Source organism: Trichocoleus desertorum ATA4-8-CV12, assembly GCA_019358975.1.
Taxonomy (GTDB): domain Bacteria; phylum Cyanobacteriota; class Cyanobacteriia; order FACHB-46; family FACHB-46; genus Trichocoleus; species Trichocoleus desertorum_A.
Genome location: JAHHIL010000027.1, coordinates 46,611 through 61,871 on the forward strand (window position 1 = coordinate 46,611; position 15,261 = coordinate 61,871).

The following is a 15,261-nucleotide window of genomic DNA, read 5'->3' on the forward strand; positions in this document are numbered from 1 at the left end:
CAATCAACAAAAACCCCTGAAATCATACTGCTGACTTCAGGGGACTGGGCACCTTAAATGCTGCCCTTAATGTAGAAGTTAGGAACTTACTTCAGCACACCTAGCAATTCGCCCGTCTGAGGAGTCGGCAGTTGGGGTGCCGTTAAGATCCGGGAGAACAAACGAGAGGGAGATTGCTCTGCTACGAGAGGGAGAGAGTTTTTGGCTTGAGCTGCGATCGCCACCGTCTTGACATCGTAGGTTTGGGTCGCCAGTTTGGGATACAAACCGATGCCAATGATGGGCACAATCAGGCAAGCCGTGATAAACACTTCTCTTGGCTTCGCATCCCAGAATTTAATCTGCGCCATTTCAGGGCTAGCTGTACCGTAGAACACTTCCCGCAGCATCGAGAGCAGGTAGATGGGAGTGACAATTAATCCCACCGCCGACAGTAACACCACAACCACTTTGAAGGGGCCGCTGTAAGCTTCACTGCTGGTAAAGCCGAGGAATACGCTCAACTCGCTGACGAAGCCACTCATTCCGGGTAGCGCCAGAGATGCCATTGAGCCAGCAGTAAACAAAGCGAACACAATTGGCATTTGCTTCGCCATACCACCCATCTTGTCCATCATCAGGGTATGAGTCCGCTCGTAAGCCACCCCAGACAAGAAGAACAGAGCCGCTGCAATTAAGCCGTGAGAAATCATTTGCAGGATCGCTCCACTCAAGCCTACCTCTGTGAAGGAGGCAATCCCAATCAGGACAAAGCCCATGTGGGAGATAGAAGAGTAGGCCATGCGGCGCTTCAGGTTGGTCTGGGCGAAGGCAGTCAAACCCGCGTAGATGATGTTGACTACACCGAGCAGAGCCAATACAGGCGCAAAGTAAACGTGAGCATTGGGTAGCATTTCCACGTTCATGCGGATCAGGGCATAGCCGCCCATCTTCAGCATCACACCTGCCAACAGCATGGACACAGGCGCAGGCGCTTCACTGTGAGCATCCGGTAGCCAAGTGTGTAGGGGAAACATGGGGAGCTTGACCCCATAGGCAACCAGAAAGGCCGCGTAGACAATCAGCTCGAAAGTTAACGAGTAGTCCTTCAGGGCTAGTTCGCGCATGTCGAAGGTGACATTGTCACCATAGAAGGCCATTGCAAAAGCCGCGACCAAAATAAACAGCGAACCAACTGCGGTGTAGAGAATGAACTTGGTTGCTGCGTAGAGACGGTTTTTCCCACCCCAGACCGAGATGAGCAGATAGATGGGGACGAGTTCCAACTCCCACATCAAGAAGAACATCAGCAGGTCTTGAGCGGCGAATACTCCGATCTGGGCACTGTACATCGCCAGCATCAGGAAGTAAAACAGGCGAGGCTTGTGGGTAATGGGCCAAGCTGCCATGATGCCGAGGGTCGTGACCAAGGCAGTCAGAATTATCAGAGGCATCGATAAACCATCCACGCCAACCGACCAGTTAAGACCTAGCTGGGAAACCCAGGTATAGCTTTCAACGAGTTGTAGCTCAGGATTTTGGAAATCGTAGTGCTGCCAGAAGGTGTAGAAAGTCAGGGCTAGATCCACTAGACCAACCCCTAGGGCGTACCAGCGGACAACTTTGTTGCCTTTACCAGGTAGAAGGGGGATCGGCAGGGATGCTACGAGGGGCAGCAGGATGATGGTAGTGAGCCAAGGAAAATCAGTACTCATTAGTCAAGACCTATAAATCGGTCGTTTCGTTGCGAAGGGCATTCAGGGTGCTGAATCAATCCGTCTCGATTTGATAGGAGGTCTACCGATTGAAGGGAGGTCAGACCAGATGGTGCTAGGCGCTCTCGAAATCGATGATTGAACAATTGGGATAGCAGCTTAACCAGTAGCCCAGGCTAGAGGGAATTTGCTTCTCCCACCGCTCCTGTAAAACGTTTCCTTGACAGACTGAGTCAACACGATTGGGACAAATAAGAATATATACTCAACTGAGGATATATACCTAAATACATAGTATTGCACTTTGTTAAAAAATGTAAACTGCTTTGTTTAAATTTGTGGTGAAGATTGGGTTGTTTAGTTTGGCATTACAAATCCGAGCCTTGAGGGCACCTGCCCTCAAACTCCCGCTGAGGGACGGTTGCGTCCCCCAGACCCCCTCCAAACGAATTTAACGGTGGGTGTTTCGGTGCTTATTTTTTATTTGACAACAGTGAAGGATGTTGGTGATGACGCGAGTTACGGATTGATCAGGCTGAGAATTTCCATTGTCCAGTCAGGATAGGCGGCAAACATGCTCGCGATCGCGCTGTCTGCGTTGGTGGGAATACGCTCTCAGGTGAATACAGCAATGTCAGGAACAATGGAGCGATCGCTAATTACATCTCGTAGGGTGTGTGAGCGCAGCACACGCACTAAATTTGTCGCGTCCCTGCGTTACGGCTTGTCTTAAATCTAGGGAATCATAGTTAGTAGAGAATTGTTACCGTCGCATACGCAGCGGCATCAAAAAGCAAAATGGAATTTCAATATGGTGTGATTAGGCAGCTGAACGAACTTAGCTATCATCCAGATGTAGAGTCCAAACCTGGAGTTTATTTATTTTTTCATGCTACGGATGGCCCTGTTGCTTACGTAGGAAGATCTGGGAATTTAAGAGAGCGGATTCGTAATCGAGGCTATGCCTATTACACCTTTATGCACTGCAATACTCTTCATGAGGCTTATTGGTATGAGTGCACCTTGTTCCATACATATCGGCCAACATTGGACAATAAAATTCATCCTGGAAGGCTAGAGAGCGGTGAAAATGACTGTCCTGTGTGCAGACCCAAAAACCTTCTTCGGCAAGGATTGAAAAGGATTGACAAGGCAAATTATATGAAAGCCATTGAAGAGTTCAGCCAAATTATTCAAATAAGTGCTGATGCTTATTTCAAGCGCGGCCTTGCTCGATACAAATTGGGGGATAATCACGGTTCTATTCAAGACTTCACTCAAGCAATTCGGATTGATCCCGGATTTAGTAGAGCATATAAAGGCCGAGGTAATAGCCACTATAAAATGGGTAATCACAGACAAGCAGCTAGAGACTATACTCAAGCTACGCGAATCAATCCTACAGATGCCTCACTCTATTACAACAAAGCTAAGGCTCATCAGCTACTTCAAGAAAACGATATAGCTCTAGAAAACTTTAAAAAAGCCTCCAACCTTTTTCTTCAGCAGAATGATTTGAGCAAGTATAAGCAAACACTCGATCAATTAGAGAAGCTACAAGGTTTTTAAGGCATAAAAATAAGGTGAGCTACTGCCCACCCTACTTACAAGAAAAGTTGTTAGTAACGATTAACCAAAGATACTGCCGAAGAACTCGATCGCTTCTTTGAGGGATTCGATGAAGACATCAATTTCTTCGCGGGTGTTGTAGAAATACAAGCTCGCCCGTGCCGTAGACTGTGCTCCTAAATGGCGGTGCAGCGGTTGGGTGCAGTGGTGTCCCGCCCGGATGGCGATTCCTGCTTGATCCAAAATGGTTGAGAGGTCGTGGGGGTGAACTGCGCCTACCGTGAAAGCAGCGAGAGCCGCGCGGCCTTTGCCATCTTCCGTGGGTTTGGGGCCATAGGTACGAACTTCGGGTAGCTCAGCTAAGCGCTGATACAGGTACGCCGTCAGTTCTTCCTCGTAGGTGTGGATTTTGTCTATCCCAATGCCCATGAGGTAATCCACCGCAGCACCGAGTGCGATCGCTTCGGCAATGGCAGGGGTGCCCGCTTCAAACTTGTGGGGCAGGTCGGCGTAGGTGGAGTGATCGAGAAACACATCCGCGATCATCTCACCACCACCCAAGAATGGGGGCATGGAGCGCAGCAGAGCCAGCTTGCCGTAGAGGAAACCGATTCCAGTCGCCGCGCACATTTTGTGACCAGAGCCGACGAGCCAATCGCAGTCAATATCCTGCACGTCCACTGGCATGTGGGGCAGACTTTGGCAGGCATCGATCAGCACTCTTGCGCCATGTTGGTGAGCGATCGCGCAAATCTCCTTAACGGGGTTGATGCAGCCCAAAGTATTGGAGACATGCACGACGGAGACGAGTTTGGTTTTCTCAGAGATCAGCGATTTGAATTGCTCTAAGTTGAATTCTTCGGTTTCGGTTAACTCGACGAATTTCAGCACCGCACCCGTTTTCTGCGCCACCAACTGCCAGGGAATCAGGTTGCTGTGGTGCTCCATCACCGTCAGGATGATCTCGTCGCCTTGCTTCAGCGTGCTCAGACCCCAAGCGTTCGACACCAAGTTGATCGCTTCACTGGCGTTGCGGGTGTAGATGATTTCTTGCCGAGAGGCCGCATTGACAAACTTAGCGACCTTATCTCTTGCGCCTTCGTAAGCATCTGTCGCCCTCGAACTGAGCGTATGCACTCCTCGGTGGACGTTGGCGTTGTCGTGCTCGTAGTAGTGCTGCAAAGCTTGCAACACCGCTTGGGGTTTTTGCGAAGTAGCCGCGTTGTCCAGATAAACCAGAGGCTTGCCATTGATTTCCTGATCCAAAATGGGGAAATCAGCACGGACTTTGGCGGCGAGAGTTCTTTCCTGAGCGATGGTCATGGTTCTAAAAAGCTCGTTGTTTCACTAGCTGAGACAGGTGATCGCGCACAGAGGCAACGGGAATTTGGTCAATAATCTCGATCGCGAAGGCGTAAACCAAAAGCTGACGGGCACTGGTCTGATCCAGACCACGACTTTGCAGATAGAAGATTTCATCTGGGTCAATCTGCCCCACTGTCGCGCCGTGGCTACACTTAACGTTATCCGCTGTAATTTCTAGCTGCGGCTTCGTATCTACACGGGCTTTGGGGGAAAGGAGCAAGTTACGGTTGAGCTGACCTGCATCGGTGAGTTGCGCCAATTTGGGCACGAACACTTTACCGTTGAACACAGCCCGCGCCTGGTCATCCACAATGGTTTTGTGGAGCTGACGACTAGTGCCGTGAGGTTGCGTGTAGGCGATCGTGCTGTGGGTATCGCCGAGTTGGTCTCCACCCATTAGAGTCAAGCCATTGAGGTTGGTTTCAGTCTGTTCCCCAATTTGGAACACTTCCAAGTTGTGCCGCGAAAGTTTAGCGCCAAAGCCGACGGCATTGCAGGTATAGCGGCTGTCTCGTGCTTGGCTGACCGCAGTTTTGCCAATGTGGAAAGCGGTTTGGCTGTCCCTCTGCATTCTAGTGTGACTCACCTGAGCATTTTGTTCGACCCAGATTTCCGTCACTGGATTGGTGAGATATACACCCTCGCCCACCGTGACATAATCTTCCACCAGCGTTACGCTGCTGCCCGTTTCTGCCACGACTAAGCAGCGAGGCTGGGAGAGGATGGGGCGATCGCTAGCCGTAGAGACAAACAGCAGATGAATCGGAGCCGCAACTTCCTGATTTCTGGGAATCCAGACTACAGCGGCATCATTCAGACCTGCTGTGTTCAGTGCCGTAAAAACTTCTTCAGCCCCAGGTTGCTTCGCCAGGTAGTTTTGCGATCGCGCTTTCAGCTCCTCTGGTAAAGCAGCCAAGTTGCCAACAAAAAGATTGGTAGGGAGATTGGCGATCGCCGACAGTTCCGGTGCATACACACCATTCACAAACACCAACCGACTCTCAGCCGCTTCTGGGAAAGCGAATGATTGAACGGCTTCAGGGCTAATCGCTGAGGAGCGATCGCCAAATGTCAACTCTACCTGCAACAGCGCTGACAAATCAGTCACTCGCCATTCCTCGTTTCGAGTCGTGGGGAAGGTTTGCTCTTGCACTAGTGCCGCAGCTTGCGATCTTAGTTCCGAAAAACCCTGACCCGTTGGTAGTTCAGCACTTTGAGCCAACTTTAGCAACTTGGCTAAGTAAGCTTCCCGATTAGCCGCAACGCTAGAACTCGTAATTTGTTCGGGGGATTGAATGGTCATCGTGCTGCCACCTCAGCCGCGTCTTCTTCTCGGACCCATTCATAACCGCGCTCTTCTAGTTGTAGGGCCAGTTCCTTGCCGCCTGTAGTCAGGATGCGGCCACCTTCCATCACATGCACAAAGTCAGGGGTGATGTAGTTGAGCAAACGTTGGTAGTGGGTGATCAGAATGGTGGCATTTTGGGGATTCGCGATCTGGTTCACCCCACCAGACACAATCTTGAGCGCATCAATATCTAAACCAGAATCAGTTTCATCCAAAATGGCTAGCTTCGGTTCCAGCAATGCCATTTGCAAAATCTCGTTGCGCTTTTTCTCCCCACCAGAGAAGCCTTCATTTACGCTGCGATTTAGAAAAGCGGGGTCCATCTTGACCACATCCAGCTTCTGCCGCACCAAATCATCAAAGTCAAACGCGTCGAGTTCTTCTAGACCTTGGTGCTTGCGACGCGAGTTGTAAGCCACGCGCAAGAAGTCGTGGTTGCTGACTCCCGGAATCTCTAGCGGGTATTGGAATGCCAAAAACACACCCGATCGCGCCCGTTCTTCAGGTTCCATCTCCAGCAAGTTTTGGCCCAGGAAGATCACTTCGCCACCTGTGACTTCATAGGCAGGGTGCCCAGCCAAAATCTTGGAGAAGGTGCTCTTGCCAGAACCGTTCGGTCCCATGATGGCGTGAATTTCCCCAGCTTTCACTTCCAAGTTCAAGCCTTTGAGGATTTGATTGCCGTCCACATTTGCGGTCAGATCTCGGACGGATAAAATAACTTCGCTGTTTTCAATGATCATTGCAACTGATTAAAACTTTGGAATGCTTGAGAGTTGAGGAATTCGAGCGAGTTGAAGAGGAGGGGTGCGATCGCGACTTTTACTTTTCTTTGCTTCTCCCCTCTCCTCGCAGGAGAGGGGCTGGGGGAGAGGTCTTAGCCCACGCTACCTTCTAGTTTCAGGGCTAACAGGCGATCGGCTTCGACTGCAAACTCCATTGGCAACTGGCTAAACACGTCCTTACAGAAACCGCTGATCATCATCGAGATCGCATCTTCCATCGAGATCCCGCGTTGGGTGAAGAAGAAAAGCTGATCTTCCCCAATCTTGGAAGTTGAGGCTTCGTGCTCTACCTTGCCCGTGTTGTTCTGCACTTGAATGTAAGGGAAGGTATTGGCTTGAGCATTGTCACCAATTAGCATCGAGTCGCACTGCGAGTAGTTGCGTGCGCCTTCCGCCTTGGGGCCAATCTTCACCAAACCGCGATAGCTGTTCTTGGAGTTGCCCGCCGAAATCCCCTTAGAGATAATCGTGCTGCGGGTGTTCTTGCCGATGTGGATCATCTTGGTGCCCGTGTCGGCTTGCTGCATGTGGTTGGTCAGCGCCACCGAGTAGAACTCACCCACAGAGTTGTCACCGACCAGCACGCAACTGGGGTACTTCCAAGTGATCGCCGAACCTGTTTCTACCTGGGTCCAAGAAATCTTAGAGTTCACACCCTGGCAGAGACCGCGCTTGGTCACGAAGTTGTAAATACCGCCTTTACCTTTTTCGTCGCCTGCGTACCAGTTTTGGACAGTAGAGTACTTAATTTCGGCGTTATCGAGGGCGACCAATTCCACAACTGCCGCATGGAGTTGGTTGGTGTCGTACATGGGGGCGGTGCAGCCTTCTAGATAGCTGACCGAGCTGCCTTCTTCGGCTACAATCAGCGTCCGCTCAAACTGCCCTGTGTCGCCACTGTTGATCCGGAAGTAGGTGGACAACTCCATTGGGCACTTGGTGCCTTTGGGGATATAGACAAAGGAGCCATCGCTAAACACCGCTGCGTTCAGAGCGGCAAAATAGTTATCGGCAACTGGAACTACGCTACCGAGATACTTCTGCACTAATTCTGGATGCTCTCGTAGCGCCTCAGAAATGGAGCAGAAAATCACGCCCTTCTCAGCCAGCTTCTCGCGGAAGGTGGTGGCGACGGAAACGCTATCGAAAATGGCATCCACCGCCACGTTAGCGAGGCGCTTCTGCTCAGTCAGCGGAATGCCCAGCTTCTCGAAGGTTTCCAGCAGAATTGGGTCTACTTCGTCCAGGCTTTGCTTCTTCTGTTTCTGCTTGGGAGCGGAATAGTAAATGATGTCTTGGTAGTTAATCGGTGGGTAGGTGACGTGAGGCCAGGTAGGCTCAGTCATCTTCAACCACTGGCGATACGCTTTGAGGCGAAATTCCAGCATGAATTCCGGCTCTTCCTTTTTGGCCGAAATTAGGCGAACGGTTTCTTCGCTTAACCCACGGGGTAGGGTTTCTGACTCGATTTCCGTCACAAACCCGTACTTGTAGGGCTGATTGACGAGGGTCTTAACGCTTGCAGTCATCGGTAGTGTTCTCTTGAGACTCTAAGGATCGGAGGGGATCGGAGGCGGCTGAACAGCAAACCCGGAGCGAAGATTAGACGCTAGGTCAGCAAACGAGCAATGAGTGTTCTGAAGTAAGAAACGGAATCGAGTCAGCCGCAGGCAAACAAAAGGCTAGAAATTAATATTGACTGGTCACAGATCTGACTTCTTCAAAGCTGATTTCCTGCTTGTCCCCCCTAAATTCGTTGTCTTCGGTGAGGAAGAGCATGCAGTGACATTCTTTGCGCTCGCGCATGGGGACGCAAGGGCAGTTCCAGAAAGCAGCGGCTACTTCTGCTTCTTTGTCTTCATAGTGACGGCAAGGGCAGAGGGGAGCACCCAGTTCGTCCTTGTGTTTGGCTAGCCCTTCAATCACCACAGCGGTGACACCAGGGTCTACACAGAAGTAGGTTCCTGTCCGTTTGGCATAGGTTTCTGAAAAGTGCCTCATGGCTTCGAGGCTTTTTTCTGTTGCTTGCTGGCTTTCAGGGGTCGTTGAATTCATGAGGCAGGATGGCAGGACAAACTGAACTACAATCTATAATTAAATAATTAAAACAACACTTTCGTTGCTTAATTTCTATTTTAGGGTACTTTAGAAACAATTTAGTTGTCAAAGTCTACTAGTGCAACTTTTGCCGTTCGCTTTAACTGGTTTTGAGACAAGGATGGCAACGACACAGCAACCTTCTACGAAACAGGACATCCTGCATCATTTACTGAAGCAGGGGCAAGCGACTGCCCAAGAACTGGCTGAACATCTAAAAGTGACTCCCCAAGCGGTTCGTCGCCATCTAAAAGATTTAGAAGCTGAGGGGTTGATTTTGCATGAAGTGGTGCCTGCCAGTATGGGTCGCCCCAACCACGTCTATAAACTCAGTCGCCAAGGTCGCGATCGCTTTCCTGACCGTTACGAAGAATTTGCCATTTCGCTTTTAGATACGTTGACTGCAACGGTGGGCCGTGAGCAGGTGGGGGTGCTGCTGCAAAAGCAGTGGGAGCGCAAGGCGGCAGAATATCGCGATCGCGTGGGTTCCGGGTCGTTGCAAGAGCGGGTCGCTAATTTAGTCGAGCTGCGACGGGCCGAAGGCTATATGGCTGAATGGCACTCGGTGGCTGGCACTGAGGACCAACCTGTGGCAACTCAGGCAGATCAGGCCGAGCGTTATGTGGTGACTGAGTATAACTGCGCCATTTCTCACATTGCGGAGTCATTCCCTAGTGTGTGCGGTCATGAGTTAGAAATGTTTGCAGCGGCCCTGCCTGGTTGTACCGTGGAGCGAACCCACTGGATTGTGAATGGCGAACATCGCTGTGGGTACTTGATTCAGGCTAAAGCAGGAGTTGGCGATTAGCCGGAAACTTAGGCAGAATAATTCTTTGGAAAGGTTTAGTTTCAAATAATCGTCAATAAGCTAGTAGCGATCGCCGCTCAGCCTAATCATCCATTAATTGCTAACTCCTAACCGCCCCCCTATGACTCAAGCCCAACAACCCTCCACCCAGTTCCTCAGCTTAGAAGAAGCGGCTGCTGTAGATGCGGCGTTGTTGTCGTCTCACGAGAAATTCTTAACTCGCCTGACGATTTCTTCTCTAAAGTTGCTGAAGCAGATTGCTCAAGATGCAGGTGTGGCGATCGAAGAATTAACGCCAGAACAAGTGATTGCTTGGTTTGAGGAGGATGGTAGAGTTCGCCGCGAACAGGGGTCAGAAGCTGCGTTCCTCAAGTGGTAATAGATTGAGCCGAAAAATTAAGCCAGAAAAAAGCGATCGCTTCTTTACGTTGCAGAGAGCGATCGCAATGGGGAGAACAGAGGAAATCGATAGAAATCAGCAGATCAGCTCGAATATAGCAACTCGCGAGATTCTTGCTTAACCAAACCCGACATGGTTGCCTGTTGCAACTTCATGAAAGCCTGCAAGTCTTGGATATCATACTTTTTAGCCAGTAGCTGCCTAAGTTGCTCTTCCGCTTCAACTGTCAAACAACCGGATGCGAGCGCTTGTTGGACAATTTCACGAATCAGCAGCATGACGGCACCCAGTAAATTTGCTGGCAAAAAATTAGGGTTGAAATGAATCCTTGATCCAAGGACGGTGTCATTACCCAGATGTTCCTATCGTTAAGGATTTTTCTGGCCTGATATGTGACGAGTGCCGAATTCACCTGTGATCCTAGTCACAAAATCGGATGTAACTCAGTAAATTTACGGCTGATGGCCTAAAACAAGGGCTAGCAAGTCAGGATTGTCTACACTGGCAGTGGTGATTTGCCCCCCTGTATTGGAGCTGACAACCTTGAGCCTCACGCTTTACTTCCTCCGCCACGGCCAAACAACTTGTAGTCGCGGAAATCTCTTTTGTGGCGCGATCGATCCTGAACTGACGCCCGATGGTGTGGCAATGGCTCAGGGATTTGCTGCCGCCTATAGAGCTGTACCTTGGACGGCAATTTTTTCCAGCCCCATGAAGCGGACGATCGCCACAGTGCAACCGCTTTGTGAGGCAACAGGCTTGCAACCGGAGCTGCGGGACGGCTTAAAGGAAATTAACTATGGCAAGTGGGAAGGCAATACAGTAGCGACAGTGAGCCAAGAATTTCATGATGATTATTTGCGCTGGTCTGCTGATCCTGCTTGGTACCCACCTACCGGGGGAGAGCCCGCAGTGGCGATCGCGACTCGGTCGTTACAAGTGATCGAAGAAATCAAAGAACGCTTTAGCGACGGCAATGTGTTAGTCGTAGCGCACAAAGCTACCATTCGGATTACCCTTTGTGCCCTCCTAGGGATTGACGTAGGCCGCTTCCGCTACCGCTTGGGCTGTCCAGTGGGTTCTGTGAGCATCGTCGAGTTTGGCGCACATGGCCCGCTACTCACGGCTTTAGCCGATCGCACCCACTTAAGTGAAGAATTGCGATCGCTACCAGGCACCTAATCTTCTAAGGGCTTAGCCTTTGCTTGTGCCCGTTTAGTAGACAAATCCAACTTGGCCCGCAGCTCATCTTTAATGCGGTTCAGAATTGATTCTTCATCCAGGGAAGCCAAAATTTTAGTTACGACGGCTTTTGGTCCTTCTGGCCCCCAGGTGGCTCCATTGGCGAGATAGGCTTTGGTGATGTGACCGATCCCGTAAGTAGAAACACCTGCTACCCCCGCCTGAGTGATGGCAACGGATATATAGGGTGCGATCGCGAGTCCTCCCGTGGCCGTAGCTGAAACCCCCAGAAGTCCCTTTAGAGAACTCAAACCAAACGTTACTAGAAGCTCGCTGGCACTAATGCCACCCATCGTTAGCGCAATTTTTTGCAACAGATTAATAGCGCTTTTTTGGGTCATGGAGATGCCGTAAAGCTTCGATAGCGTCAGAATCAGGGCCACATCAATCGCGGCGCTTCCTAAAACATCAATCACGGTAATGGGGTTAAGGGCGATCGCCACGGCTTTGGTCATGACCGCATTCCAAATAATCTGGTTAGCACTGCGATCGCGAATTTCCATCTTCCGCTGCACCAGTTGCTCGTTAACATCATCGGCGTAGAGCATCGTATTCAGGGCCACCAGAGATTTGCCTTCTCGGTGCAGAATCTCCAAAATTTTCAGTTTCAACTCTCCGACTTCCGGGATTCCTCGGCTCAACTGGGCCGTCATTTTGCCATCTGGATGACGTACAGCCTTGGCAATTAGGGGAGAAGCCGCTGCCATAACAATCTCTTCAGGAGAGAGCAATTCCTTCACTCGCTCATCCCGAATTTTCTGATAGATTGCTGTGCGATCGGCATCGGGATATTGATCAATCTTGTTAAATACCAACAGAATTGGCTTGCTAGCTTCTCGCAATTCGGACAGCGCCTCGTACTCGACCTTGGTCATGTCACCCGCAACCAGAAACAGAATCAAATCTGCCTGTTTCGCCACCTGCCGTGCCAAGGCTTCGCGTTTTTCACCATCCACTTCATCAATCCCAGGCGTATCAATCAGCTCAATCCGAGAATCCCCCGTTCCTGGCAACGCCACTCGGATAATGTCGCGATCGCTGCCTGCTACAGCCTCCCGCCGCAAGCTCCAGTCTGCGCTCTGAATCACCTGCGTCACCCCGTGGATCGGGCCAACTTCAAACAGGTCTTGCCCAAGCAGCGCATTCAGCAAAGAAGACTTCCCCCGCCCCACCATGCCAAACACCGCAATATGCACCACAGAACGATCTAGCTTGTCCAGCATCCGTTCTAGACCTTGGATTTCTGGCTCCAGTCCAGCACGTTCCTGCGGCGTTAAATCTAGATGACCTACCAACTCACGCAGGGCATCTTGAGCTTGCTTGTAATTCAGTTCTGCCTGGATGTCCTCAAAGCTAAAAATGGCGTTCTCCAGTTCTACGTCCAGGTTGGTCTGCTGCCAATCCCCACTCGTTTGGTCAGCGGCAATGGAATTGACATCATGATCAAATTGAGGCCGAGAACTATCCAAAGTGAACCTCCAGGGAAATCAGCGCTGCTTAAAAGAGAATAAACGCCTAATTTCATCGTAGCTAGTTCTGCTTAAGGTCGAGCAGGGAGAACAAGAGCTGATTTGAATGAACCATGAGGCGGGCATCTTAGAGCGTGATTTAGCGAGAGTGATTTAGCCGTGAGGGGGCGATCGCGAACTTTTTATGAAGATTCTGTGGCTATAGCTCAACAGAGACTAAGATATCTGAGAAGAATGTAAACTTGTGTTAAGTACAGCCCTACCCCTTGACACATGATCTCTCGTCGTACGCTGCTCGGTGCTTTATTCGCTTACGTTCTCGTTTTATTGGCGGTATTCAACCTAGTGCCCGCAGCCCATGCGCTTGGCGGCAAGTTACCAGATCTCAACCGACCCGCGCCAGAATTCACTCTACCCACAAATACGGGGGATGGAGCAATCTCACTCGCCGATTACCGGGGTAAGTGGTTAGTGGTCTACTTTTATCCCAAGGACTTTACCTCTGGCTGCACTTTAGAAGCTCGCCGCTTCCAACAAGACCTACCAAAATATTCAGAGAAAAACACCCAAATTTTGGGAGTGAGTGCTGATTCTGTCGATTCCCACGCCGAGTTCTGTGACTCTGAGGGTTTGAAGTTTCCGCTTCTAGCTGACCCTGATGGCACTGTGAGCAAAGCTTATGGTTCTTGGTTAGGGTTCCTCTCGGCACGGCATACCTTCATCATTGACTCTGAAGGCATCTTACGGGAGCGCTTTACAGGGGTAAATCCTGCAGTTCATAGCTCAGAAGTGTTAGCTCGACTGAATGAACTGCAAACCACAACGATTTCATCAGCAGCTTAGGTTAAGGCAGGAAAGTAGGTTGAGTGTCCTAGGATAGAAGCAACCTTGTTTTATGCAGGAAGCTGCTCAATGAGCTTGGAACCTCAACCTGCCCCCGCTCCAACACCAAAATCTTGGGATGCTGAACCCTTCGAGTTTGCTGAGCCACCACTTCCGCAAACGATCGATCTGTTGCCACCCCTAGAACTAGCCGCTGATTTACCTGCCTCCCTAGAAATTGCAGTTGAGCCGATAGCCGCGATCGCTACTGAATCAGCCAATCAATCGTGGCGCTTGCCAACCACAATGGAACTGCAACCTGCTCGTCTCCGGGTAGGACTATTTTTTGTCGGCTCCGGCGCAATATCCCTAACTCTGCTGTGGCTATACATCAAGTGGGTCTGTCCAGAGTTTGGTCCTGCTGAGCAGATGACCTACTATTGGCAACCTTACCTCTGGTTTGTGGGCCTGGGAGTGGCAGGGCTGTTTATGCTGGGACGGGAAGTGATGCGGGGGAAGGATGAACAGTGAGGAGTGAGAGAAGTGAGCGCAAATCTCTCAGCGAGAGTGCGAACCCACAAACCTCTGCCTCACCGTCTAGCCTAGAAGTAACTCGATCTGTTGAGGTGCCCTTATGGCTCATTTGCAGCAGCGCCACCCGCAAAACATCAATGGTGATTTTTATGTGGATACCACTTGTATTGATTGCGATACCTGTCGTTGGATGACCCCAGAAGTGTTTCATCGTGAAGCTGAGCAGTCAGTGGTTTATCACCAGCCTGCCGATGAAACTGAGCGGCTCCGGGCCATGCAGGCACTATTGTCTTGTCCCACTGCATCGATTGGCACGGTCGAAAAGCCTATCGATATTAAAACAGCTCAAAGCAGCCTACCGATTTTGCTGGCGGATAACGTTTACCACTGTGGCTACCACGCTGAAAGCTCCTACGGGGCGGCCAGCTATCTGATTCAGCGACCTGAAGGCAATGTGCTGGTGGATTCTCCCCGATTTGCACCACCCTTAGTGAAGCTCTTGGAAGAGCTGGGTGGTGTGCGTTATCTATACCTAACCCATCGAGACGACGTGGCTGATCATCGCAAGTTTCATGACCACTTTGGCTGCGATCGCATTTTGCACCACGATGAAATTAATCACGGAACCCAAGATGTAGAAATTCAGCTCAAAGGTGCGGAGTCAGTGCAATTAGCGCCCGATTTGCTGATTATCCCGGTACCAGGACATACGAAAGGTCACACCGTTTTGCTCTACAAGAATAAGTTCTTGTTTACGGGTGATCATCTAGCTTGGTCGGAGTCACAGCATCATTTGGTGGCTTTTAGAGAGGTTTGTTGGTACTCCTGGCCAGAACTAGTCAAGTCGATGCACAGGTTAGCCAAATATGACTTTGAATGGGTGCTGCCTGGGCATGGTCGTCGCTACCATAGCGATCGCGCCACCATGCAGCAGCAGATGCAGCAATGCTTAGCATGGATGGACGCAGCGTGACATACTCCCGACACTGACCGCTTAGGCGGTACAGCGCGGGCTTCTCTTCCGAACCGTTGGCGCAGCCTGTGCTTTGCACTTATTGGGTTGAGCGTTTTTGAGTAAGGCGATGTCCAACCCTACTTTTTTAATGAGAATTGCCGCATTCGTATCTC

16 protein-coding genes are annotated in these 15,261 nt (G+C 50.6%); 8 read left to right on the plus strand and 8 right to left on the minus strand.

The genetic code is table 11. The features are described from left to right. Positions 1–86: 86 nt before the first annotated feature. Positions 87–1,694, minus strand: a complete 1,608-nt coding sequence (locus KME12_17690; protein ID MBW4489619.1) for an NAD(P)H-quinone oxidoreductase subunit 4 — start codon at positions 1,692–1,694, stop codon at positions 87–89. 574 nt (positions 1,695–2,268) lie between these two features. Between KME12_17690 and KME12_17695 the strand changes: the two genes are divergently transcribed. Then, positions 2,269–2,427 (plus strand): hypothetical protein, encoded by a 159-nt coding sequence (locus KME12_17695; protein ID MBW4489620.1) that lies wholly within the window; start codon positions 2,269–2,271, stop codon positions 2,425–2,427. Positions 2,428–2,492: 65 nt separating this feature from the next. Further along, on the plus strand, positions 2,493–3,263 hold the full coding sequence (locus KME12_17700) for a tetratricopeptide repeat protein (GenBank protein ID MBW4489621.1): 771 nt from the start codon (positions 2,493–2,495) through the stop codon (positions 3,261–3,263). Between the two features lie 60 nt (positions 3,264–3,323). Here the strand turns inward: KME12_17700 and KME12_17705 are convergent, their stop codons facing one another. The 5 genes from KME12_17705 to KME12_17725 form a co-directional block, all read right to left on the minus strand. Continuing rightward, positions 3,324–4,586 (minus strand): SufS family cysteine desulfurase, encoded by a 1,263-nt coding sequence (locus KME12_17705; GenBank protein MBW4489622.1) that lies wholly within the window; start codon positions 4,584–4,586, stop codon positions 3,324–3,326. Between the two features lie 4 nt (positions 4,587–4,590). Next, entirely contained in the window at positions 4,591–5,931 is a 1,341-nt protein-coding gene (gene sufD, locus KME12_17710; GenBank protein MBW4489623.1) for a Fe-S cluster assembly protein SufD, read from the minus strand. After that, positions 5,928–6,719, minus strand: coding sequence for a Fe-S cluster assembly ATPase SufC (gene sufC / locus KME12_17715; GenBank protein MBW4489624.1), 792 nt, complete (start codon positions 6,717–6,719; stop codon positions 5,928–5,930). The genes sufD and sufC overlap by 4 nt, the downstream gene beginning before the upstream one ends. 134 nt (positions 6,720–6,853) lie before the next feature. Then, on the minus strand, positions 6,854–8,290 hold the full coding sequence (gene sufB / locus KME12_17720) for a Fe-S cluster assembly protein SufB (protein MBW4489625.1): 1,437 nt from the start codon (positions 8,288–8,290) through the stop codon (positions 6,854–6,856). Positions 8,291–8,450: 160 nt separating this feature from the next. Continuing rightward, positions 8,451–8,816: a ferredoxin--nitrite reductase gene (locus KME12_17725; GenBank protein ID MBW4489626.1), complete on the minus strand. Its 366-nt coding sequence runs from the start codon at positions 8,814–8,816 to the stop codon at positions 8,451–8,453. Positions 8,817–8,979: 163 nt separating this feature from the next. Here KME12_17725 and sufR point away from each other — a divergent pair, with 163 nt between their 5' ends. After that, positions 8,980–9,666, plus strand: coding sequence for an iron-sulfur cluster biosynthesis transcriptional regulator SufR (gene sufR, locus KME12_17730; GenBank protein ID MBW4489627.1), 687 nt, complete (start codon positions 8,980–8,982; stop codon positions 9,664–9,666). A gap of 121 nt (positions 9,667–9,787) precedes the next feature. Further along, on the plus strand, positions 9,788–10,045 hold the full coding sequence (locus KME12_17735; GenBank protein MBW4489628.1) for a hypothetical protein: 258 nt from the start codon (positions 9,788–9,790) through the stop codon (positions 10,043–10,045). Between the two features lie 104 nt (positions 10,046–10,149). On the opposite strand, the gene KME12_17740 is transcribed toward KME12_17735, so the two are convergent. Further along, positions 10,150–10,344 (minus strand): hypothetical protein, encoded by a 195-nt coding sequence (locus tag KME12_17740; protein ID MBW4489629.1) that lies wholly within the window; start codon positions 10,342–10,344, stop codon positions 10,150–10,152. A gap of 265 nt (positions 10,345–10,609) precedes the next feature. Here KME12_17740 and KME12_17745 point away from each other — a divergent pair, with 265 nt between their 5' ends. Beyond that, complete coding sequence (locus KME12_17745; protein ID MBW4489630.1) at positions 10,610–11,248, plus strand: histidine phosphatase family protein; 639 nt, start codon at positions 10,610–10,612, stop codon at positions 11,246–11,248. On the opposite strand, the gene KME12_17750 is transcribed toward KME12_17745, so the two are convergent. Next, entirely contained in the window at positions 11,245–12,735 is a 1,491-nt protein-coding gene (locus KME12_17750; protein MBW4489631.1) for a DUF697 domain-containing protein, read from the minus strand. The two genes, KME12_17745 and KME12_17750, sit on opposite strands and share 4 nt — an antisense overlap. 315 nt (positions 12,736–13,050) lie before the next feature. Between KME12_17750 and KME12_17755 the strand changes: the two genes are divergently transcribed. The 3 genes from KME12_17755 to KME12_17765 all read left to right on the plus strand — a co-directional run bounded on the left by KME12_17755 (position 13,051) and on the right by KME12_17765 (position 15,106). Next, positions 13,051–13,620, plus strand: a complete 570-nt coding sequence (locus tag KME12_17755; GenBank protein ID MBW4489632.1) for a peroxiredoxin — start codon at positions 13,051–13,053, stop codon at positions 13,618–13,620. A 69-nt stretch (positions 13,621–13,689) separates the two neighbouring features. Next, the gene (locus tag KME12_17760; GenBank protein ID MBW4489633.1) at positions 13,690–14,130 is read left to right on the plus strand and encodes a hypothetical protein; all 441 of its coding nucleotides are present in this window, start codon (positions 13,690–13,692) and stop codon (positions 14,128–14,130) included. A 103-nt stretch (positions 14,131–14,233) separates the two neighbouring features. Next, a complete protein-coding gene (locus KME12_17765) occupies positions 14,234–15,106 on the plus strand; it encodes an MBL fold metallo-hydrolase (protein MBW4489634.1) in 873 nt (290 codons plus the stop codon). The last annotated feature ends 155 nt before the right edge of the window (positions 15,107–15,261 follow it).